This window comes from Petrimonas sulfuriphila (assembly GCA_038561985.1).
Classification (GTDB): domain Bacteria; phylum Bacteroidota; class Bacteroidia; order Bacteroidales; family Dysgonomonadaceae; genus Petrimonas; species Petrimonas sulfuriphila.
In genome coordinates this window covers 837938-861850 of the sequence record CP073276.1, presented here as the reverse complement: position 1 = coordinate 861850, position 23913 = coordinate 837938, and the positions used below count along the sequence as shown (strand labels likewise).

Sequence of the window (23913 nt, the reverse complement as noted above, 5' to 3'; positions counted from 1 at the left end):
GTAAACGGATCAGGGTAGTTTGGGAAACTTTTTGAAATCGGGTTTCCGTTTTTCCAGGAACGCTTGTTTCCCTTCCTGTGCCTCCTCGGTCAGGTAGTAGAGCATGGTGGCGTCTCCCGCCAGCTCCTGGATGCCTGCCTGTCCGTCCAGTTCGGCGTTGAGCCCGGCCTTGATCATGCGCAGCGCCAGGGGGCTGTGTTGCATCATTGTCTCGGCCCATTCCACCACCTCATCCTCGAGGCGGTCGAAAGGCACTATCTTGTTCACCAGTCCCATATCGAGCGCCTCCTGTGCGTTGTACTGGCGGCAGAGAAACCATATCTCCCGTGCTTTTTTCTGTCCCACGATGCGGGCCAGGTATGAAGATCCGAAACCGGCGTCGAAGCTACCCACGCGGGGGCCCGTTTGTCCGAAGATGGCGTTCTCGGAAGCGATAGTCAGGTCGCACACTACGTGCAGTACATGTCCTCCGCCGATGGCGTAGCCGTTTACCATGGCGATCACCGGCTTGGGAATGGAGCGAATCTGTTTCTGTACATCCAGCACGTTGAGGCGTGGAACACCGTCCTTGCCGATATAGCCTCCCTTACCCTTTACGTTCTGGTCGCCACCCGAGCAGAAGGCTTTGTCACCCGCACCGGTGAGCACCACTACACTTACCTCTTCCATCTCACGACAAAGGCGCAGGGCGTCGCTCATCTCTCCGGTCGTGGTTGGGGTGAAGGCGTTGCGGTATCGCGGCCGGTTGATGGTGATTCGTGCAATTCCGTTGTAAAGATCAAAGAGGATATCTTCGTATTCTTTGATGGTAATCCATTCTCTCCGTATCATTTTCTGTTGTTTTTAAGTTGTTGATAATAGGATGCGATATGTTTGCTGTTCTCCTCCATAGAGGTGAACACCTCCAGTAGAACAGGCCGGTCTCCCTTATGGTTCATGAAGAGTGGCAATTGTTGCTGCAACTCTTCTGTGTTGCGGGCCGTGAGGCAAAGGAAGCCCCTCTGCTCTGCCCATGTTCGGGCCTCTGTAGTGTGCGCAGCAGCCACAAAACCATCCAACGCTTCTGACCGGTTGAGTCCGGGCAAGGTGTGGAAGATACCTCCTCCACCGTTGTTGTTCAGCAAGATGCGCAGGTGGGGTGATAAATGCCGGTTCCAGAGTCCATTCATATCATAAAAAAAACTCATATCACCTGTCAATAGAAAGGTGAGCCTTTCCGATGCGGCGGCATAACCCACGGCAGTAGAGAGCGAACCCTCGATACCGTTGGTGCCTCGGTTGCAGAAGAGGTCAACACCGGCTGGGAGGTTAAACTGCTGCGTCAGGTAGACGGCCTGGCTGTTGGCTAGGTGTAGGGCAGATCCTCCCGGTAGTTGTCGTAGGAAGTGACCGGTTATGCCGATGTCGGAGTAGGTCGCTTCCGGAGGTGTGATCGTCACTACGGCGTTCTCCCAGCGTTCCCGGTAGCGGTTTTCTATGCTTTCGGCCGACAATGTTGCTAGCCGTTGCAAGAAAGCGGCAGGGTCACACCGGATGACGTCAGTCAGTTTCTGGAAAGTGTCGCTCACTTCACCCGATGGAGTAACCTGCCAGAGTGCGTTGACGCCGGTTTTGCGGATAAACTGCTTCAGCCGTTTGGAGACAATGTGGCCTCCCAGCATGATTACCAGTTCGGGAACCAGCTCCAGCAACTCCTCTTCATCCGACGTACGAAGCATTGCGTCGAAACGGTCAAAAGGGCCGGTAGGTATATTGGAGAGCCGATCGGCCAGCACCACCACCCCCTGCTCATCCGATATTTTTTGCAGCAATTCTGCGAGTCCGTGGCCGGGAGGCAACTGTCCTACGATAATCATCTTTTTGGTTGCCAGTCGGTAACGGGTTGTGTAGGACTCTTCCTCCTTCTGTGGAAGGGTGAGTATTCCCTTTGAGCGGCGGATCACCCTTACTTGCGGGAGTTGTTTGTACCCAAACGAGAAGAGCGGCTCAGAGAGGGGAATATTGATATGCGCCGGACCGAAGATGCCATTATTGTCGAGGGACAGGATTGCCTCGTTGATTAGCCGGTTGCAGTGCCACTCCTCTTCTTCATCCTTAACCTCCGGTAGTTGTACCGACCGGAGTACCATCCCTTCAAACATGCCGCTTTGGGGAATGGTCTGTCCGTCGCTTTGGCCGATCCATGCCGACGGTCGGTCGGCAGAGATTACCAGCAGCGGTAGTTGCTGATAGTAGGCTTCTGCCACGGCAGGGCCCAGGTTGAGCGCTGCCGTGCCGGAGGTGCAGCATACCGCCACCGGTTGTTGCCGTGCCTGTATTATTCCCAGGGCAAAGAAGCCGGCGCTTCGTTCATCTACCACACTGTAGCAGGTGAAGTCGTTGTCTGCTGTAAAGGAGTGGATCAGCGGTGCGTTACGTGATCCGGGAGAGAGCACAAGTTGGGTAATGCCGTGAGCTTTAAGCAGGGCCACCAGTTGTAATACGCTCTTCTTGTCTGAATACATTGCGCTGTTTTTATTTAACGATGCTTGCCATTGTCTTGAGTTTCTGTTCCGTCTCCTTCCATTCATCCCGGAACGTTGAGGAGGCGAGCAGTCCGCTGCCAGCAAATAATGTGAGCCAGCTTCTTCCAATCTGCATGCACCGGAGGTTGACGTACAGGTTTGTCTCTGCCGACGGATCCAGTATGCCTAAAAAACCGGTGTAGTAACTGCGGTCGTACCCTTCATGATCCGCTATGAATTCAAAAGCTTTCTCTTTGGGAAGCCCGGATACTGCGGGAGTAGGGTGGAGCGCCTTTAACAAGGTTCCAATTTTCCGGTTGTCGGGAAGTGAGAAACTGAAGTCAGTCCGCAGATGGGCCAGGGCCCCTGCTTTGATGGTGTATGGGCCGTTTATTTCCGGAGCCAGTTGAAAGGACGTCAGTTGTTTCAAGATGTAGGATGTGACCAGGTGTTGTTCACGGAGATTTTTGTCGTCCCACGATACTTTTCCTGAATTGGGGTATCGCGTGCCCGCCAGGGCAACTGTTTTCCACTCGTTTCCTGAGCCTGCCAGAAGTATCTCCGGTGAGCTTCCCAGCCAGGTGCCGCTTTGGGGGGTATGGAGCAGGTATACAAAGGAGTGGGGATACTTTTCTGTCGCCCTGAAAAAGGATCGTCCCGGTGAAAAAGCCTCTTCCCTCTCCATCGTCCGATTCCTTGACAGGACCAGTTTTTCCATTTCACCGGTAAGAAGTGGTTCATGAAACCGCTGAAAAATAAGGCTGTAGTCGGATTTTTTGCTCTTTTTCTGTAACTCTGTATCTGTCTTCCCCCACTTTTTGTTCCTAAAGTTGGTGTTTGCCTCGCAGAGATCCGTACAATCGGGACGTATTAGGATGAGCGGCGACGAGGCCGTTATCCGGAAGGGTGCGATGACAAACCCGTGCTGACCGTTCAACTCTTCGACGTCGTTCAACAGCAGGGCATTTTCGCCGGTCTGCATCGCAAAACGGGGAGCCTGTTCTCCAGGTAGCCGGTATATTGCAAAGCAGGCATCCTGTTCAATCAGTGCATCCAGAGTCAGGTATTTCTCCTCTCCGCTCATTTTCGCTTCAGTATGCTATTCACCACACGGACAGTTGAAACCAACCTGCCTGCTGAAGTGAAGATGTCAATATTCCAAATGTGGGAGGAGCGTCCCTGGTGAACGAGCGTTCCTACGGCGTGCACCTGGTCACCTTCCTTTGCCGGTGAAATATGGTTGCCGCTGACTTGTATGCCTGCCGCCATCTCGTCCGGCGCACAAAGGGTTAACGATCCCTGTCCGGCCACCGATTCCGCAAGGGCCAGTGTGGCGCCTCCGTGCAACAAACCGAACGGCTGGCATACTCGTTTATCGACCTGCATTACTGCCTCCGTGCGGCCGGGAGACAGGTGTGTGAAGGTGATGCCCAGCGTATCCATGAGTGTACCCCGGTACGCGGCATTTATCGGATGTTGAGTCTTATCGTCCATGCTTTAATCTTTGTAACCTACAAAAATAGTGAATTCATTCGCATGAACATCTTAAGATTCATTAAAATGATGTTATCTCGCGTTATCCGGGGTGTTTGCAGAAAAACGAATTCTATTGCTGTTGTCTGCCGAACTCTGGGCTACCCACAGTACAAAATCGCCAGCCTCTGTCTTCTTCTTTCCGTCGGTACCGTAGAAAGCCAGGTCTTCGGATTTCAACTCGAAATTAACCTGCTTGGTTTCACCGGCTTTGAGGGCTGTCTTCTGAAACCCCTTCAGCTCTTTCACGGGACGGGTGACGCTGCCCACCAGATCGCGCACATAGACTTGTACCACCAGCTCTCCGTCAATGTCGCCTGTGTTTTGGACATGAGCCGTAACTACCATCTTGTCTCCGGTTGTCCTTATCGATGATTTATCTGCACTCACGTTGCTGATGGAAAATGTGGTGTAACTCAATCCGTAACCAAAGGGATAGAGGGGGGTGATGGAGGTGTCTAGGTAGTTCGACTTGTAATCGGTCGATTCGTTTGAAAGGTCTACCGGTCTGCCGGTATTTTTCTGGTTGTAATAGATGGGGATCTGTCCCACGTTCCTGGGGAACGACATTACCAGCTTTCCTGAGGGGTTGTAGTCGCCGGCTATCACGTCGGCAATGCCGTGACCGGCCTGTGTTCCCGGGAACCATGCCTGAAGGATAGCATCCATATTTTCATCTTCCCAGGACAGGTCGAGAGGGCGTCCGCTCAGGGAAATCAACACAAGGGGTTTCCCGGTCGCCTTTAACGCTTTTAACAGTTCACGTTGCGGCTCCGGCAGGCGGATGTCGGTTCGTACGGCGGCTTCACCCGACCAGTTGAAATCTTCTCCCATCGCGGCGATCACCAAGTCTGCTCTACGTGCGACGGACACCGCTTCGGCAATCTTGCCGGGCGTTGTTCCGGTGATGGAGGATCCTTCTGCAAAGAGCAACTTTACCGAAGTGTCTCTATATTTTTCCATGAGCCCTTTGAGAATAGGGACACTCTTATTACGGTCCCCCAGGCCGGCCCATTCACCGTTCAGGTTGATGGAGTCGTTCATCAGGGGGCCAATCAGCGCAACCGTCTTTCCGCTCTCTTTTGTGATGGGCAGTAGCCGGTTGTCGTTTTTCAGGAGCACCACCGAAGAGGTAACGGCCTTTCGTGCCGTTTCCATAAATTCCGGAGTCATTGTATTCTGTTTAGCGCGCTCTTCATCAAGATAGCGGTAAGGATTATCGAACAGTCCCAACAGGAACTTTATCTCCAGGATACGCCTTGCTGCGTTGTTGATCACTTCTTCTGATACTTTTCCTTCCCTCACCGATTGAGAAAGATATTTGATAAAGGTAGCACCGGTCATGTCCATGTCGATACCGGCGTTGACGGCCAGCTCTGCAGCCTGCTTCTCATCTTCGGCAACCCCATGAGGCACCAGCTCATTTATACCGGTGTAGTCGCTTACCACAAAGCCGGTAAAGTCCCATTCTCCGCGCAGTATGTCGGTCATCAGCCACTTGTCTGCCGTTGCCGGCACACCGTTGATTTCGTTGAAGGATGCCATCATCGTGCCCACCCCGGCATCTATTGCGGCCTTATAGGGCGGGAGATAAATATTTCTGAGGGTGTGTTCCGACAATTCGGCAGGGTTGTAGTCCCTGCCCGATTCGGCGGCACCGTAAGCTGCCAGGTGTTTTCCCGTGGCCAGCAGGGTGTGTAGCTCTCCCAGTGCCTTGCCGTCCGCTCCCCCCTGAAATCCGATGACGCGTGCTTCAGCAATCCTGCTGCCCAGGTAGGGATCTTCACCGGCACCTTCCATTACACGCCCCCAACGCGCATCACGAGCAATATCCACCATCGGGGCAAAAGTCCAGTTGATTCCGTCCGAAGCCGCTTCAATAGCAGCAATTTCTGCGGTTCTACGCATCATTTCCAGATCCCAGGAACAGGCTTCCGCCAGTGGAATGGGAAAGATGGTCTTGTATCCGTGGATTACATCCTGCCCGAAGAGGATAGGGATACCTAATCGTGTTTTTTCAACGGCAACTTCCTGCATTTTCCGTATACCCTCTACCGAGGTAGCATTGAAAATGCTGCCTACAAGTCCTTTTTCAAGGTAAGGCTTGAAGTCGTCCGACATAACCGGGCCCGTGATGGACCAATTAGCGGAGAACTGTGTCATTTGTCCGATCTTCTCCTCCAGGGTCATCAGGGCCAGAACCGAATCGACTCTTTTCTCTACATCTTTGTCGCCGCTGTAGCTCACCCACCTTCCTACACCTGATTTTCCGGCTGAGGGTGATCCGCAAGATGCGAACAGAATTACCGCCAACACACCTGTCATTGAAATAACGCTTAGCTTCATGATCTCTCCTTTCATCAATGTTACTAGTCTTGTATCTTATTCATTCAAGTTTTGCATATTTGTATGCAGCTGAATTTTCAACCGGCAATGTCTCTCAGAATGAGTTTCTCTCGAAACATTTACAGGTCTTAACTTTAACTGAATACGTTTCAATAAGAACACACGAAAAGTCAATTATTCAAAAATTCAAATCCCAGGTTTTGAAGGCCTTTTTGTATCTCAGGGGCACCCATGAAGAGGTTCCACAGCAGTCCGCTGCGGTGGTTCTCAATCATCGGGGCAATGGTCAGTTGGTCGATGGCCAGGTACCTCTGCGGATACCAATTGTCCTGGATGCTGAATGCATCGTAAAATCCGTATTTTCCCCAGATACTGTCGCCCAGTTCAACATAGAAATGTTTTAACGCTTTCATCGATTCTTCGGGCGTATAAGGAAAACTGGATAAAGCCGCCGTTGGTGTTATGACGCCCAAATCATTCTTTACAGGCATATGCGCCGAGTATCCGTTCACCGAGTAGCTGGCGGTCAACCCCCAGCAATTCTCCCCGTATCCCTGGAATCCTTTGGGATTTTGTTTACAATAGTTATAATTGATACGTGCCTGGTTTGTATTAACCTCCCAGTAATCGGCGTATTGGTCTTTTAATCCTTTCGGGTTCAGTCCTATATACGAATAGTGCGCCCAGAAAAGAGGGCCGCCGTACTCTTCAGCACCGTTGTGTTTGAGAATAAGTGGCAACCCGTAGGCCACGGCACTGCTCCGGATAGCTCCACCACGGGCCCAGCCGTTGTGATAGGCCGAAGCGGAGATCGGGTGTGTAGGTGAGGATGCGGCCAGGATATAGGTAATGAGGCACTCGTTGTAACCCTCCAGCGGAAAATTCATCTCCCATCCGTATTCGGGACTCCAATGCCAGTATAATACATCTTTGCCGTTGAGGTACCAGTTCCATTCCATCTCCCGCCAAAGTCCGTCGATTTTGGTGGCCAGTTGCTTCTCATTCTCACTCCCGTCCTTGAAATACTCCCGGACGCAAAGCAATCCCTGCATCAGAAAAGCACTTTCCACCAGGTCGCCACCGTTGTCTTTTAGCCCAAACGGTTTCACTTTGCCGGTTGGGCCATGAATCCAATGAGGCCATATGCCGTGGAATCGGTCGGCTTTTGCCAGGTAATCGACAATTCGGTGTAACCGTGCTACGCCGTCGGTACGTGGAATAAACCCCCGCTCAATCCCGACAACAAGTCCGGCAATTCCAAAACCGCTGCCTCCGGTGGTAATTACATCGGCATCGTTTTCGGGATAGTTCCCATCAATATGCATGCGTTCCGGAGCTAATCCTGAAGTCTTTTCCGCTCCGTCCCACATATAATTGATGTGCGCTTGCTGGATAAAGTCGAGAAACGCCTCATCGGAAGCGAAAGTGAGCGGGCGTGTTTCCGGTTTGGGAGTTTCGTTTTGTTCGTTCTTCTTGTCGGAACATCCCGACAAGAGGATGAGCAGAGTGATAAGGGGTAAAAATATTCTGATCATGACTATTCCGTATCGTGATTTACAATTTCCTTGATCTGTGATGCAGTCAACGCCTTATTGTATATCCGCAGCTCATCGATCAAACTGTTGTCCGAGAGGTGCCCCCATTCGTTGAAACGAGGTTCTCCCGATCCGATAGACATTATGTCGCATCCGGCCCAGCTTACTTTTGATAAATCGGATGAGGCTACTTCCTCCCCGTCGATATAGAAAAACGCTTTTCCCTCAGTCAATACCAACGCAAGGTATTTCCACGGGGAGATGGTGGGATCGATGTCGGCTTTATCCCCTCCGTCAAGCCAGCCGTCTGCAGTTCCGTTGCCTACATTGGCTTTGATTCGTTGTTTTCCCCCTGCATTTTCGCGGAATATCCGGAAACCCGATGTCCTGTTGTTTTGCGCATTTGCAGGCGCTCCTTCCGATACAGGACCGATCACGATGATACCTGCTCTGTCGGGACTGGCATTTACTTTATACCAGAATCCTACTGTTACAGCGGGTCCAAGCGCTGCCGGCATATCGGATAACTTAAAGGTGAGGTAGCTGTCTTTAGCTCCGGCATAGGCTTTTTCAACCTTTCCCCCCGCAAATCCGGGATTTCCTGTTATGGAAGCCTCTTTATTACTTCTAGCATCCTTATAATTGTCGTTGAATGTCATGTAAAATAGTTGTCCGTCTTCACTGATGGGCGGTTTCGGAGGCTCCTCAGGATAGTCGAACGGTGGATTTTGGCCCAAGTCCTGGAAACAGGAAGAGATCACCAATCCTAAAACGGTTATCAATACAAGTTGATAAATAAATGTTCTTTTCTTCATAATCGTGAGATATTATTTTTAGGTTAATAATTGGGGTTTTGTACCAACACGCCGTTCGACTTATCCACTTCTGCCTGTGGCAAAGGCAACAGAGCGTGTTTATCCTGATAATTCGTCTTCCCTGCAGCATGCAGTACCTCCCTGGCAATACCCCAGCGGACAAGGTCATAGAAGCGGTCCCATTCCATGGCGAGTTCCACTCTCCTTTCGTGGCGTATCGCATCGCGCATTTCTGCTTGGTCCATCGTGGTTATCTTGGGTAAAATATCCGCATTTCCGCCGCGGGCACGGGCTCGAACCATTTCCAGGTACTCCATGGCGTCGCCGGTCTGACCGAGCTCATTGGACGCTTCAGCCGCAATCAGGTACATTTCAGACACGCGTATCATGCGAATGTTCATCCAATAGCCAAACCGGTTGAACTGCGTGCGTTTAGCCGGATCAGTATATACTTTTTTGTTGTAATAGCGGTTCATCACTTCCTGAGCTACCGGCTTTTCACCGTAAGGCTTATTGGCCTGAATAGAATTAGGATCTTCTCCAGGCTTGAGAAAATAGAGCAAGGTTTCGTCTTTTCTCGGATCTCCGGCCTCAAAGGTGCTGGCCAGGTTGGGAGTAGGACAATTCCATCCCCAACCCAGGTCCCACATCCCAGCACCCCTCACGCCTTGTACCTGTGCATACTGACTCCCTATATCGGTGCTGCCCGGTAGTGCTGCTGTAGCGGTGCACTGCAATTCGAAAATGGATTCGCTTGAATTTTCACCGCTTTCCCGGAATATTCTGTCGAAAGGCGTGTTCAGGTCGTACAGGCCCGATTGGATAACATCGGATGACGCCTGGAGCATGTTAGACCAATCATTCCTTTGCATATATGTTTTAGCGTGCAGGGCACGGGCTGCCCCCCATGTGACACGTCCCAGGTATTTCGATTCCCATTGTTCCGGCAACAGGCTCTCCGCTTCGGTTAAATCTGCATCGATTTGAGCGTATATCTCCGCCTCCGTCGATTTGGGGATATTTGTTTCGGCGGCATCCTTGATCTTGAAATTTATCAACGGAACCTGGCCGTATGCTCTTATCAAATTAAAATAGAGGAATGCGCGGAAGAAGTAAGCCTCGCCTCTGCAGGCCAGATCGATTTCAGTCAACTGGATGCCGCCCTCTTCCGCCTCCTTAATGTTTGCAAGAACAGTATTTGCCGTGTGGATAAGGGCGTAGTTGCTCGAGTAATAACTGGCTAAATTGCCGTCTGAAGCGTTGTAGTTAAAATTATCGTACATGGAGGCCACGTCGGAACCATCGGAAAGTGTGCTTCCCTTCTCCACGTCCTCGCTACGAATGCTGTGTACGGCAAATGCTGGTATGCCGCCGGTTACTCCCCATCCTTTCATGCGGGCGTACAACGAAAATACATCCGTTTGAAAGGACCCGCCCGGATTATCCCCGTCAACCCATTTCCCCTGCGGCTCCTGATCCAACAGGTCGCTGCAACCGATTTGCGTTAATGCCAATAATCCCATAACGCAAACAGCTATTGATTTTTTTATTCTATTTTTCATACGATTCGTTTTTATTTCTTGTTTAAGTCTTGCGGGACTTGCGGTGACCCTTTGCACGGAAGCAACTGATTTACTCGCACGTTCCCTAATGTCCTGTTGTAGTTTAGAATGTTAGGTTTAATCCGAATGTATAGATTGCCGGCATTGGATAAGTGCCTCCATCAATTCCCGATCTTACAGCGCTTCCTCCAATTTCCGGAGTATATCCCGTATTTTTGTGCCAGGTCTTCAAGTTCTGGACATTGGCATAGATACGCAGTGATTTCAGGTAAAGCTTGTCCAGTAAAGATCCAGGAAAGGTGTATCCCAGTTGAAGGTTACGCAGGCGGAAGAAACTACCGTCTTCGATGTAGTAACTTGAATAGGCCCGGTTGATAGCTCTGCTTGGATCCAAAATGGGTTCCCAGTTGGACGTCCCTTCACCGTTCCACCTGTTCATGCGTTTAGTCAGATAATTGAATTGAGCAAACGATGAGGTGTCCCAATCGCGGTAGACCTCATTTCCGTAGACACCCATCATATCAACCCCAAAGTCAAAACCCCTGTAAGCTAGATTAACGTTCAAGCCGTAGGTATAGTCGGGAGTCGGCTTCCCAATCATGGTCCTGTCATCCTGATCAATTTTTCCATCTCCGTTTACGTCTTTAAATTTTAAATCTCCGGGTTTTACGGCAAATACATTGTTCGGTTCTGACTGCCTGATATCTTCGTTGTTTTGATAAATACCGTTTACCTGATAGCCATAAAAATAGGCAATGGGGTATCCGGCGACCGTTCTTGCCATACCCTCATAAATGGCATCCCCTTCATCACGACCAAGGGACAGAACCTTGTTTTTGATGCTGGTAAGGTTAGCACCGACGGAATAGGTAAATCCCGATTCTCCGATCTTATCGTTCCACAAAGCGGTTAACTCCAGTCCCTTGTTTTCGATATCTCCCAGGTTTTCCAACGAGTTAAAGGCTCCTCCACGTGAATCGAGCAATACAATAATATCCTTTGTCCTCTTGTTGTAGTAAACCGGCTCGATCCTCAATCTCTGGTTGAGCAGATTTATTTCAATCCCTGCTTCCCAGGAATAGGTTTTTTCCCATTTTAAATCCTGAACATTGTAGATTTTCGTGTATCCAGGGATTATGTTTTCGTTTGGACCAAACACAGCGCTCCCCACAGAAGTGAGTTCCGGATAAGTAGGATAAACACTCCTCCCGGTATTTTCTGTTCCCAAGACTCCCCAGGAGCCTTTCAGTTTCAGGTAGTCAATAACCCGTTGCTCTTTCATAAAATCTTCTTCAGACACTACCCATGCGGTTCCGAAGGAATAGAAGTTTTCCCACGTATTTCCCACTCCGCGGAACACCGATGAACCGTCGCGCCGGAAAGAACCGTTCAATAAATAGCGGTTGTCGTAACTGTATAATCCCCGCAGGAGATAGGACATTGTGAACCGTCTCCATTGATGGTTCTTATCGGTGTCGTATTGATTTTTAGCTCCATCTGAATTTAATGCCGTCAACCACCATTTGTCGTAATTGTCGTTGGGTACCGAAAAATATATTTTATCCAGTAACTCGCTGCGTTCACCCTCCAGCAATGAAAATTCACGATAATTGGTCGTTATACCACCCATCACAGTCAGCGAATGTACGTCGTCAAATGTGTTCTGATACGTCAAGATATGATCACCTTGCGCGGCATATTCCGTTGACTTTACTTGTGAGATGGATTGCCTGTCCTGAACATTTTCCTTGCCTGGAATATCGGGATTATAAAAATAGACGACCGGTGAAAAAGCACGCGCTTCGTTTATCGCATAATCCAGAGACAACGTTGTTTTGAAAGTGAAGTTCTCAAGGAGTTTCAATTCACCGTAGATATTTCCCGCCACCCTGTGGTTCACCCCCAGGTTGTGATTGCCTCTGATGTATGTCTCCACCAGTGGATTCCACAGTTGAGCGCGCTGAAATTCTGGCATGGTGTGCAGCAGACGCTCTGTCTTGTCGGTCAACGGATCTGTATAGTCGTAAAATGTTGGAGCAATGGGAGCTGCTCTTACAATGGACCCTACTCCCTTAGCGTCGGGAGTCTTGCTCTTCGCGCCGTTTACCTGGAACCCGAACTTCAGAAAATCGGTAACGTTGTATTCGCTGCTGAGGTTTACGGTGATTTTCGAAAATTTCTCCGTTTGGATGGAGCCTTCTTCCGAAGTGTATCCCAATCCCATGTAGAACCTGCTCCTATCTCCGGATCCGGTTATACTGATGTTGTTGTTCGTGATAAATCCGGACTGAAACATTTCATCCTGCCAGTCTGTGTCTGCACCCCAATAGCTGTAGTTATAAGGCTGCGCACCCTGATTATTTCGTTGCTCATCATACAGCTCCTTAAACTGAGCAGCATTTGTCAGATCGATTCTATCGTAAATCTCTTTGAAACCGAAAGAAGTATTCAGGTTGACAATGGTTTGACCCGCCTTTGCCTTTTTCGTAGAGATTATAATAACTCCATTGGCGCCGCGTACTCCAAAAATGGCCAGCGATGACGGGTCTTTTAATATCTCCATAGATTCAACGTCCGATGGATTAATATGGCTGATGTTATCCGAAAATAGCCCATCTACAATGTATAGAGGTTTGTATCCGTTAATGGAGTTTGTCCCTCTGATGCGAATTTCAGGATCTTGTCCAGCTCGCCCGGTGTTTACAATTTGCACTCCAGCAACCTTTCCTTGCAGCGATGCTAATGGATTTGCCGATGGTCTGTCTGCTATTTCACCGGCGCTCACACTGACAATTGAGCCGGTTAAGTCCCTTTTACGTGCGGTGCCGTACCCGATTACCACTACTTCGTCCAGGGCCTGAACATCTTCCAGCATCGAAATGTTGATGACGGATCGTCCGTTTACACTCTCCTCAACGGTCAACATACCGATATAACTGAACATTAACGTCGCATTGGCGGGTACATTAGACAGCGTATAATCTCCACCGATACCGGTAACCGTTCCGTTGGTTGTACCTTTCACCAATACGGTAACCCCTATCGCAGGGTCGCCTGTAGCTCCTTCTGTTACTGTTCCCGAGACGGTAATTGGCTGTTGGGCGGATAGGCCAACAAGGAATAACAGAAAGCAAAGAATGAGGATAGTTTTTAATTTCATGGATTCAAATGCTTTTAATTTGTTATTTAAATAATCAAGTTTCTGAACCAAATTAACGTCATTTTTATGCGCATACATAATAAAGCACCTCATTTAAATTACGTTATGTTGTATAACATGTTTTTAAAGGGTACTGTTTATATACGTTTTCATACATAAAATACAGTATATGAGCAGTATAAATAAGTGTTATTAATACGATAAAACGAAGTGGTTAAGTGAAATTAATCACAAAAGATACCAGGTTTTCTTCTTCTTCGAGGTTAAGTTTCTTTCTTAAACGGTATCGGGCGGCTTCAACTCCACGCAATGTCAGATTCAGCATCTTTGCAATTTCTTTTGATGAGTAGTTAAGGCGGAGAAGGGCACAAAGGCGTAAATCACCCGGTGTTAATACGGGGTATCTTTCGGTTAATTTGCGAAAGAAGTTTTCGTGGATAAGGTCAAAATTTTCTTGGAAAAACGCCCACTCGTCTTCTCCAGACAGGTTACTGTCGATCATTTTAACGAGACTGGAGCCGTTGGAGCGATATAATTTTCCGGTTCTGATGTTTTCCTGTATTTCCTTTTTCAGTTTATTGAGCAGTTCCTGGTGGTTGATGACCATCAGGGTGGCATTCGCCAATTCTTTACTCTTGTATATCAGCTCATTCTGTAGTTTTTCGCTTTTCATCTCTGCAATAAGTTTTTCCTGGCAAGCCAACTGAGCGATTCTTTCTTTTTCCCGTTGTGCAAATATTTTATTCTTTCTCTTGATAACCATCCGGATGTATATCCGGATAAGATAAGTGAGCAACAATCCGGCCAGTGTCAGGTAGACCATAAGAGCCAGCGTAGTTTTGTACCAGGGATTTTTAATTTGAAACGGAACGGAAAGAGTTGAGAGAACTTCTCCCATATCATTTAACACCCTTGAATTCAATATATAGGAGTTAGCTGGCAAATTGGGATAGGTAATGGTGAAATCCGGAGCGGTTGCTATCCAACGGGTATCGTAATTTTCCAGAAAGCACTCTATGGTGAATTTTTTTTTGCTGTAATCGGGATATTGAAACTCGAACGTAAGGTTGTTCTCTGAAAAATTAATAACATTCCGCTTGTTGACCGGCAGGTTGTTCGGAGTATCAATCTTACGGTTGTAACTCTGAATCTTTGAAATCTCTAGACCGGGCAAGTTAACGTGAAATTTGTCGAATAGATTGTATTTCCCGATGCCGCCGTTTAAACAGAAATAGGATACGTTGTTTTTATCCACGTACATGTTCCCTCTTCCGGTGTTGGGAGGGTTGTTCAGAATGCTGAAGGGAACTTTGTCGGATATGTGGTATTTTCCAGTTGAAAATTTAACCAGCGTGTATTCTTCGGGCCTGAGAAACCAAAATGAGGTATCGTTAATGGTGACGATGTTCCTCGTGTCGGTAAGCTGTGGAAGTTCCTGATTCAATGGATCAAAAGGAGTGATTTTTTGTGCAATATCATCGTACGTGTAAAAAGAGTTACCATTAGTAAACACCATCCTTCCCATTAATTTCATGGTGCGGATGGGTTTTGTTGCCGTGGCGGTGCTGTCCAAGGCCGGATAAAACTCCCGCAATACTACCCGTTGTAACCGATCATCGAGCCGCAATCGGTAAAGACCCTTGTACATATGGGTTGCCCAAATGTTTCCGGCATGATCCTGTTCGACCTGATTGATCAGGTCGAAGAAATTATCAATCTTGTGGCTGTATACCCATTGGCCTTCAGTATTCCGGAGGTAGACCTGAAGGGCTGTATAGGTTGACTCCAACAAAAAATCCCTGTTGTGAATTCTCATGGCCTTTATATCCGTACCGCCGGTACTTTCTTCAGGAAGTTCTTTTTTTCTATTGTTTACGATAAAGGCTGTTCCTGTATTGTTACCGGTAATTATCTGGTTATCAAAATTCCGTATAAACCATGATTGGATATTGAAATCGGGAAGCAGGTAGATTTTTTTTTGTTCGTTAGCATAGGTGTAAATACCCTGATTGGTGGCTACATATAATTGATTGTCTTTTACAAGAATATCTTCCACGAGCCCTATATGGATATTTTTTGGTTCAAAAAAAGAAAGAGGGGAACTGGTCCGGATATGGGAAACGCCGTTGTCCAGAGCTGCCCAAAGGTTTTTATCTTCGTCGGTAAACAAACCCAATACCGTGTTGTTGTAAAGTCCGTTGTCCCGATTTAGTTGCCAAAGCAGGGATCCGTCTGTTTTCAAAGCATAAAGGCCATGTTTCAGCGTGCCCAACACAAGTACTGAATCTGATAATGAAGTTACCCGGTTTACGGTTTCACTTTTTAACTCATTGTCTACGGTCGTTTTTCGGCGGGATAGTTTTTGGGTCGTGAGGTTGAAAGAAAAAATCCCGCTTTTTGCAGTTGTCAGGTAAATTTCTCCGTTAAAAGGCAAAACCGAGACAACCTGGTCGTTATCGAATTTGTCTTTTGTCAAGAGTAAACGGAACCGGGTCCCATCGAAAACATAGAAGTGCTCGTCGATGAATTGCGCGTAAAGCGTATCCTCTGCCGTGAAAAAGTAGAGAGGAGCCGGAAAGGGTTTCTCAACTGTCAGAGAGTTGTCGGATTCGTTGTAAATAAAATAAGACGAGAACGTCTGAAAGAAAATGCGGTTTCCTACCTTGTTAATAGTCCAGACTTCATCGTTGTAAAACGTAAAGTCCTTTATCAAATGTTTCAGGGAGTGGTACAGAAGTTCGTTTTTTTCGTCTCTTTGAAAGAATCCGAATTCTTCAAAAGACCCTACATAAATCTTTTCCTTACCGGACGCATGGTCTATAAATATAGATTTAACAGACAAATGACTGGGCAACGGGGTCAGTTTCCAGTTCGCGCCATCAAAGCTCAGCAAGCCGTAATCATTGCCGACGTAGATCACTCGGTTTCTCCCCTGTGCGACAGCCCAGTTCTGATTCCCGGCGTTATAGTTATGAGTTGTGTAGTTAAAAGCCGGAGGAACAAAGGGTATGTCTTGCGCGAAACATGCCTGGAAGGTGCTTATCGTAATGAGCAGCAGCGCAAGTTGTTTGACAAGAAAAAATTTCATATTTTTCGCGCATAATTAGTTCCTTACTCGTTGCAGTCGGGAATAACCAAGGTGTATCGCCTATTTTTTCTCCAGTAACTGCTCTATTTCGCTGTCCGACAGTATTTTTACGTTTGTAAATAAAAATTTAGGATCAAGGAAGTTGCCGTATTGGTTTATTTCGTTTACGGCGGCGTTAATGCCTGAGCGAACGTCGGAATCGAGAGGAAAAAGCATTAACAGAGTGAAATAGTTATCCTTCATGTCGAATCTCTCAATTTCCACATCAGCCAACTTAAGCTGGAAGCGAAATTCCCGGTCCACAATCTCTTTTTGCAAATCGGTCAGGGGACGACGGTCGGTTGTGGTAAACAAGCCAAAGAAACGAAGTTTTTTCTCGTGGCCGCCCAGTCCCGAAGAGACATAGATTTGTTGTTGTCCGGACAGGTCGGAACTTAAGATTATCCGGCTGCCTACCAACGACATCGATGACCAGTTGAACAATTCCGGCTCGAGCGGGCTGCTGTGATAGGTCTCTATTGCCCGGTACGCGCCTACATCAGGAATGGATGCTAGCCTCGACAAGCTTTTTTTCTTCCTTTCAATGGTTTCATCGGCAGAAAAAAGAATAGCAATCTCTTCATCGCGTACAAAAGGAGTATTCTCCCGCCTCAACCGGTCGAAGTAACGGAAATACTCCATCTGTTCTTCAATAGGAACCAGGTCTTCCAGCACGTGAAACGACTCAATACCTTGTTCGCTGAGCGTCTGGCGTAAATTCTTCAATAAATCGTCTTGTTGGCTCATAGCGTTACAAAGATATGCAATTTTTTACTCCACGAAAATAATTGCTCCAAAAATTAAACCGTTTTTTGAAGGCCCAATTTCCTTAAATTTTATCAATTCGACAAATATTTGCGCATAAATGACTAAATTCGCAGGTTTAAACAAAATCCGTTTTGAGAGTCTATTCCTTAGGATATTATGCAGGTTAAAATTGTCAATAAATCGAAGCACTCATTACCCGAATATGCTACGGCTTTGTCTGCCGGCATGGATTTGCGGGCAAACATAGACGAACCGGTTACGTTGAGGCCGTTGCAACGGTCGCTTATCCCCACCGGGATATACATTCAGCTTTCCGAAGGATATGAAGCACAGATCCGTCCGAGAAGCGGACTGGCAGTTAAACACGGAATCTCCATTGTAAATTCTCCGGGGACGATTGATGCCGATTATCGGGGTGAAATTCGGGTGATCTTGGTGAATTTATCGGACGAAGACTTTATCATTAACGACGGAGAGCGTATTTGTCAGATGGTAATCGCCCGGCATACCCGGGTAGAATGGTTGCAGGTGGATGATTTAGATGAGACTGAAAGAGGCTCCGGCGGATTCGGACATACAGGTAAGCATTAGATGATTTGTAATAAGGATCAAAACGCGTGTTATGCGGAGGCACAATGTCTTGTGCCCTGCAATAGAGGGACATTATCAGATTAAAAAGAATGAATTACAACAAATACATAAGCGGTATCATCGTTTCTCTTGTGCTTTTTCCGGTAAGCCTTTTTTCGCAGGTAGAAGGATTGATCCTGGATGAGACAAGCCGGCGGAAGTTTGATTACTTTTTTTATGAGGCGGTCAACGCCAAGACCCTGGGTAAATATGCCGAATCTTTCGATTTGCTTCAACACTGTTATTCCATGGATTCCACTAACGCCAGCGTGCTGATAGAATTGGGTGCTTACTACAGTTCCCTGGAGGAGAAAAACAAGGCGTTGGATTTTTTTCGTAGAGCAGTGAAACAGGATCCGGCCAACTATTACTACAACATGATTCTTGCCGGATTGAGCAAAGAGCTAGACCTGAAAGAAGAGGTCATAGAAATTTACAACTATTTACTGAAAACGTATCCCGAAAAAGTAGAACTCTACTTTGAGCTTGCCAATGTATATGGCGATAACGGAGAACTCGACAAGGCCATTCAGTCGCTCGACTCGCTGCAAAAATATACCGGAGTTTCGGATGCCATAACGCTCAATAAGTTCCGATTGTACAACATGATGGATAAAAAGGATCGGGCGTTTGAAGAAATCCAGTCGGTTATTGACAAAAACCCCGATAATATCCGCTACAAACTTCTTATGGGCGATTTGTATTTACAGGATAATCAGGCAGATAAAGCATTGGACTATTACCAGCAGGTAAAGCAGATTGCTCCGGATGAGCCTTCGTTAATTCTCTCCATGGTGAATTATTACGAAAAAACCAACAATAAACCGGCTGCTGTAGAGGAATTGCAAAAAGCCATCACGAGCAGTAAGATGGAGGTGGAGACAAAACTACAACTGTTGGCCCGTTACATTACTTTATTACGCCAGAGTCAGCAGGATATTAAAACGGCCAATCCGCTTTTTCAATCGATGTTTGAGCAGCATCCCAACAATACCCGCATCAACATGATGTACGGTGATGTGTTGTTGTTGCAGGAAGATAAAAAAGGAGCGATGGAGCAGTTTGAAATTTACACCAAAGACAATCCAGCCGATCCTGCCGGATACGAGCAAATGCTTCGCATCGTTTTACCGGACACCCAGGCGCTTGAAAAAGTGGTCGAAATTACCCTGACTGGAATTGAGCATATTCCGACTGCCCCGCAGTTCTACTTTTACCTGGGACTGGCTAAGTTTCAACAAAAAAAATACGGGGAAGCATTGAGTATCTACGAACAGGGCCTGGCGAATGCCGAATTTCAAAGTCCGGTGATCGAGTCGGACTTTTACGGGCAGATCGGAGACATCCACCATTTCCTGAAAAACAACGATACCGCTTTCGAAAATTATGAAAAAGCCCTAAAGCTGAATCCGCAGAACCTGCCGGTACTTAATAATTACAGCTATTATTTATCGCTGGAGCGGAAAAGTCTGGATAAAGCAGAACAGATGAGCGGAATAACCATCAAGGCTGAGCCTACAAACCCCACCTACTTGGATACTTACGGATGGATTCTGTTTGAACAGGGTGCCTATACGATGGCGAAAATATATATAGAGAAGGCGATTGAATATGGGAAGGAAGATCTTACGGCAGAAGTTCTTGAGCATTATGGCGATGTGCTTGCCGTAACGGGTGAAAAGGAAAAAGCCGTGGAACAATGGAAAAAAGCCAAAGAGTTGGGAAGCGGTTCCAAAACATTGAATAAAAAAATTAAAAGAAAAGAATACATAAAAGAATGAATTTCAGAAAACAGATCATTATCTTTCTGCTTGGCATAACTGTTGTTATTCTGGGATTGCATTCGTGCAAATCCAAAAAGCAAATTGTTGCCGCTGCTCCTGTCGAAGAGAAAGTGAATGTCGATTTGTTTACCGATATTTTAAACAATCAGTTCAGTTTCAAGACGTTTTCATCGAAACTCAACCTTAATCTTTCATCGGGAACAAAGTCGCTGAGTTCCAAAGCTAGCCTCCGGATAGTGAAAGACAAGGCCATCCAACTCTCTGTCCAACCGTTGTTCGGCGTGGAGATGCTGCGCTTGTATGCTGACAGGGACAGCCTTGTGCTGTTGGACAGGATGAACAAACGTTATGTAAAAGAGTCCATCGAGGATGTTAAAAGAATGTATCCTGTGGGGTTTGATTATAAGACGTTGCAATCGCTTTTAACCAATCAAGTGTTTGTTTCGGGACAAACGGACGTTATTTATTCCGATTACGATAAGTTTTCAACCGACCAACTCTCCGATATGCATTACCTGTTGAAGTCAGTTGACAAGAAATCGGGCATCGAGTATAGCTTTACCATCGATGGCAACGACCGCATCGCATTAACGCATTTGATAGAACCGAAAGATCATTATTCGATGAACTGGAGGTACGATGATTTTGTTATGGAATCCCATAAGGCTTTCCCTCGCAAGATGGATGTTGCGTTGGCTTCAACCAGGCGAAAAGTAAATGTTGGACTGGAGTTTTCAGGCATCACACTTGATGAGGATTTCGATCTTCAGGTCTCGGTTCCAGGGAGTTATACGCGGGCGACCCTTTCGGATATTGTTAAAATCCTGACAAACAATTGATGAGGAGAGTTTTTACGATAGGATTGTTTCTGACGCTTGCGAGTACTCTTTTCTCGCAAACTCCGCAAATCGATCAGCTCCAGAAGCAACAGAAGATGTTGTTGGAAGAGATCAAAAGCACCAACAAACTCTTCCTCGATGTAAAAAAAGAAACCACTACCCTCCTTCAGCGCATTAACCTTATAAACAAACAGATTGCTTCCCGGAAAGAGATGATGACACTGCAAAACCAGGAAATTGCAGCGTTGGAGAGGGAGCAATTGCGGTTAGAATCGGAAATAAATCGGCTGGGTGAATCGTTAAAACAGAAACAGGAGAGCTACGCAAAAGCTGTTCGTGTGATGCAGGCCAGCCGAAGTAGGCAGAACGAGTTGTTTTTTGTCCTTTCCGGAAAATCGTTGGGTGAATCGTTGCGCAGGATGCAATACCTGCGTGATTATTCTAAATGGCGCAAAAGTCAGGCCGAAGAGATCAAGCAACAAAATGTACAGTTAAGCGCTCGAAAAGATGAGCTTGCCAAAGCCCGGACCGGCAAACAGGCTGCGCTGGATGCCTTGAAAGCGGAACAGCTCCGGTTGCAGGAAGAAGAACACGTCCGTCAGTCTGAAATGACCGAAGCGCGAGGAAAACAAAGGGAGTTGCAGAGGATGCTCCAGGATAAGCAGCAGCAAGCCCGAAAACTAGATGCCCAGATCGAAAAGTTGATTGCTGAAGAGGTTGCCCGTCAGGAAAGGGAAGCTGAAGCCCGTCGTTTGGCGGCTGAAGCCGAGAGAAAACGAAAGGCCGAAGAGGTTGCTGCCCGTGTGCGCCGAGAAGCAGAGAAAGGAAGAAAAACCGAGGAACTGGCTAGAAAAGAACCGGATAAAACCGAGGACGTAAAACCTGCCGTCAAGCAACCTGAACCGAAAATAGAATCGGCAACAACAGCTGACGAAACGTTCAATCTTTCTAAGAATTTTGTGTCTAATCGCGGAAATCTGCCTATGCCTGTTACTGGAACGGCATCCATTGTGGGAAGTTTCGGACAGCGAAAACACAGCGAATGGAACGTTACCACCAATAGTAATGGTATTGATATTCAGGCGCAACAAGGCGCCAATATCCGTGCGGTGTTTGAGGGTGAGGTCTCGAAAGTGTTCTCCGTTCCCGGTTACAACACCTGTGTGATTGTCCGTCACGGAGATTATTACACATTTTATGGCAATATTTACGATCTGTTTGTAAAATCGGGCGATAAACTAAAGTCTGGTCAGTCACTGGGCAGAATTTATACCGATCCGGACACCGGTGTAGCAACCATGCATTTTCAGTTGTGGCAAAAAACCACCAAGCTAAATCCGGCGCCGTGGCTGAAACGATAGTACATAGAAGAGACTGGACTGCCGGGTCTCTACCTAAAATATCAAACATTTAAATCATGAACATAAAAATCAGACTCATCGTGATGAACTTTCTCCAATACGCCATTTGGGGAGCGTGGCTAATTTCGTTAGGTGCATATCTTGGTGGTGGATTGAAGTTTACGGGTGTGCAAATCGGGAGTTTTTTTGCCACTATGGGTATTGCATCGCTTTTTATGCCTGGTGTAATGGGTGTGATTGCCGACCGATGGATCCCGGCACAAAAATTACTCGGTATTTCTCATCTGATTGCCGGTTTTTTCCTTTTTTTGGCTGCACCGCAAACGGAGTATGCTCCATTATATACCTATGTTTTGCTGTCGGTTATGTTTTATATGCCCACTATTGCATTATCTAATTCAGTGGCATACACATCGTTGACCTCTTGTGGATTGGAAACGGTGAAGTCGTTCCCGCCTATTCGTGTTTGGGGAACTGTGGGTTTTATAGTATCGATGATTGCTGTGGATTTAATTCGCATAGATGGCTTTCAATTATCCAAAACATCGTATCAGCTTTATTTTTCAGCAATACTCTCGCTTGTGCTTGGAATTTACGCCTTTACGCTTCCCAATTGTCCTGTAAACAAAGAATCTGAAAATAGGTCTTTGATCGATAAACTGGGATTACGTGCTTTTGCACTTTTCAAGCACCGACAGATGGCAGTTTTCTTCCTGTTTTCCATGTGTTTGGGTATCGCGTTGCAGATCACCAATGCTTTTGCCAACGATTATCTTACCAATTATTTCGGCAACATTCCCAAATTTTCAGGAACTTTCGGAGTGGAACATGCCAATATTCTCATCTCACTTTCGCAAATGTCTGAAACTTTGTGCATCTTGCTTATCCCATTCTTTTTGAAACGTTACGGCATTAAAACCGTTATGCTGATAAGTATGTTTGCCTGGGTGTTGAGATTTGGATTATTGGGAGCCGGTGATCCCGGAGGTGGTGTTTGGATGCTGATTCTTTCTATGCTGATTTATGGGGTGGCATTCGATTTTTTCAATATTTCGGGCTCACTGTATGTTGAAAAAGTTACGCGGCCTGCCATCCGATCGAGTGCTCAGGGAGTTTTTATGATTATGACCAACGGTTTCGGAGCTTTCATCGGTTCATATGCTGCAGGAAAGGTGGTTGATTTGGTCGGTTGGCCGAACTCGTGGTATGTTTTTGCCGGGTATTCACTATTGGTAGCATTTTTGTTCATGGTTTTCTTTCAATACAAACACGAAAGTGAGACAGGGCGACAGGGTGACTTGGCGACAGGGAAAGAGGATGGTGATGGTGTGATTCTAAACTAAACTTCAGAAATTTATGAAACTATATGTAAAAAATATGGTTTGTAATCGTTGTGTGATGGTAGTTCACAACGAAATGGAAAAATTGGGTTTCAACCCGAAAGACGTTGTGTTGGGTGAAGTTTTGCTTGAAGAAGAATTGTCTGACGAGCAGAAAGAGAAAGTTCGTGCAGCAATTGAACCGTTGGGTTTTGAACTGATCGATGACCGGAAAAGCCGTATTATTGAGAAAATAAAAAATGTTATTATCGATTTGGTGCATCGCAAAAACAGTCATCTGCAGACAAATCTTTCCGACATGTTGAGTGAAGAACTTAATCACGATTACAGCTACCTGTCCAATCTTTTCTCTGAAGTGGAAGGCACCACCATCGAAAAATATTTTATCGCACAAAAAATCGAAAAGGTAAAAGAATTGCTGGTTTACGACGAACTATCACTCAGTGAGATCGCTTATCGACTCAATTATTCAAGTGTTGCTTACCTGAGCAATCAGTTTAAAAGAGTGACAGGCCTTACCCCCGGCCATTTTAAACAAATTAGAGAAATAAAAAGGAAACCGCTCGACGAAGTGTAAATCTTACAAATCTATTCAAAAAAACTGCAATA

General features: G+C 46.8%; 17 protein-coding genes. 6 read left to right on the top strand and 11 right to left on the bottom strand.

The annotated features are described in order from the left end of the window. Positions 1 to 9: 9 nt before the first annotated feature. The 11 genes from menB to KCV26_03400 all read right to left on the bottom strand — a co-directional run bounded on the left by menB (position 10) and on the right by KCV26_03400 (position 17329). Positions 10 to 831, bottom strand: a complete 822-nt coding sequence (gene menB / locus KCV26_03450; GenBank protein ID WZX37457.1) for a 1,4-dihydroxy-2-naphthoyl-CoA synthase — start codon at positions 829 to 831, stop codon at positions 10 to 12. Next, entirely contained in the window at positions 828 to 2504 is a 1677-nt protein-coding gene (gene menD / locus KCV26_03445) for a 2-succinyl-5-enolpyruvyl-6-hydroxy-3-cyclohexene-1-carboxylic-acid synthase (GenBank protein WZX37456.1), read from the bottom strand. Before menD ends, menB begins: the two co-directional genes overlap by 4 nt. A gap of 10 nt (positions 2505 to 2514) precedes the next feature. After that, a complete protein-coding gene (locus KCV26_03440; GenBank protein WZX37455.1) occupies positions 2515 to 3588 on the bottom strand; it encodes an isochorismate synthase in 1074 nt (357 codons plus the stop codon). Continuing rightward, complete coding sequence (locus tag KCV26_03435; protein WZX37454.1) at positions 3585 to 3998, bottom strand: PaaI family thioesterase; 414 nt, start codon at positions 3996 to 3998, stop codon at positions 3585 to 3587. The genes KCV26_03440 and KCV26_03435 overlap by 4 nt, the downstream gene beginning before the upstream one ends. Positions 3999 to 4070: 72 nt before the next feature. After that, positions 4071 to 6383 (bottom strand): glycoside hydrolase family 3 C-terminal domain-containing protein, encoded by a 2313-nt coding sequence (locus KCV26_03430; GenBank protein ID WZX38310.1) that lies wholly within the window; start codon positions 6381 to 6383, stop codon positions 4071 to 4073. A 170-nt stretch (positions 6384 to 6553) separates the two neighbouring features. Continuing rightward, complete coding sequence (locus KCV26_03425) at positions 6554 to 7918, bottom strand: beta-glucosidase (protein ID WZX37453.1); 1365 nt, start codon at positions 7916 to 7918, stop codon at positions 6554 to 6556. Positions 7919 to 7920: 2 nt separating this feature from the next. Beyond that, positions 7921 to 8733: a LamG domain-containing protein gene (locus KCV26_03420; GenBank protein ID WZX37452.1), complete on the bottom strand. Its 813-nt coding sequence runs from the start codon at positions 8731 to 8733 to the stop codon at positions 7921 to 7923. A gap of 23 nt (positions 8734 to 8756) precedes the next feature. Beyond that, positions 8757 to 10295, bottom strand: coding sequence for a RagB/SusD family nutrient uptake outer membrane protein (locus KCV26_03415; protein ID WZX37451.1), 1539 nt, complete (start codon positions 10293 to 10295; stop codon positions 8757 to 8759). A gap of 103 nt (positions 10296 to 10398) precedes the next feature. Next, positions 10399 to 13455 carry a TonB-dependent receptor gene (locus KCV26_03410; protein WZX37450.1) on the bottom strand — a complete coding sequence of 1019 codons (3057 nt, stop codon included), beginning with the start codon at positions 13453 to 13455 and terminating at the stop codon, positions 10399 to 10401. Positions 13456 to 13669: 214 nt separating this feature from the next. Further along, positions 13670 to 16543: a sigma-70 family RNA polymerase sigma factor gene (locus KCV26_03405; GenBank protein WZX37449.1), complete on the bottom strand. Its 2874-nt coding sequence runs from the start codon at positions 16541 to 16543 to the stop codon at positions 13670 to 13672. A 60-nt stretch (positions 16544 to 16603) separates the two neighbouring features. Next, positions 16604 to 17329, bottom strand: a complete 726-nt coding sequence (locus KCV26_03400; protein WZX37448.1) for a hypothetical protein — start codon at positions 17327 to 17329, stop codon at positions 16604 to 16606. A 177-nt stretch (positions 17330 to 17506) separates the two neighbouring features. On the opposite strand from KCV26_03400, the gene dut reads away from it, so the two are divergent. The 6 genes from dut to KCV26_03370 all read left to right on the top strand — a co-directional run bounded on the left by dut (position 17507) and on the right by KCV26_03370 (position 23881). After that, positions 17507 to 17941, top strand: coding sequence for a dUTP diphosphatase (gene dut, locus KCV26_03395; GenBank protein WZX37447.1), 435 nt, complete (start codon positions 17507 to 17509; stop codon positions 17939 to 17941). Positions 17942 to 18030: 89 nt separating this feature from the next. Continuing rightward, positions 18031 to 19761 carry a tetratricopeptide repeat protein gene (locus KCV26_03390; protein WZX37446.1) on the top strand — a complete coding sequence of 577 codons (1731 nt, stop codon included), beginning with the start codon at positions 18031 to 18033 and terminating at the stop codon, positions 19759 to 19761. Beyond that, positions 19758 to 20603: a DUF4292 domain-containing protein gene (locus tag KCV26_03385; protein ID WZX37445.1), complete on the top strand. Its 846-nt coding sequence runs from the start codon at positions 19758 to 19760 to the stop codon at positions 20601 to 20603. The genes KCV26_03390 and KCV26_03385 overlap by 4 nt, the downstream gene beginning before the upstream one ends. Beyond that, positions 20603 to 21964, top strand: a complete 1362-nt coding sequence (locus KCV26_03380; GenBank protein WZX37444.1) for a peptidoglycan DD-metalloendopeptidase family protein — start codon at positions 20603 to 20605, stop codon at positions 21962 to 21964. Before KCV26_03385 ends, KCV26_03380 begins: the two co-directional genes overlap by 1 nt. Before the next feature lie 56 nt (positions 21965 to 22020). Next, complete coding sequence (locus KCV26_03375; GenBank protein WZX37443.1) at positions 22021 to 23307, top strand: nucleoside permease; 1287 nt, start codon at positions 22021 to 22023, stop codon at positions 23305 to 23307. A gap of 55 nt (positions 23308 to 23362) precedes the next feature. Further along, the gene (locus tag KCV26_03370; GenBank protein WZX38309.1) at positions 23363 to 23881 is read left to right on the top strand and encodes a helix-turn-helix transcriptional regulator; all 519 of its coding nucleotides are present in this window, start codon (positions 23363 to 23365) and stop codon (positions 23879 to 23881) included. The last annotated feature ends 32 nt before the right edge of the window (positions 23882 to 23913 follow it).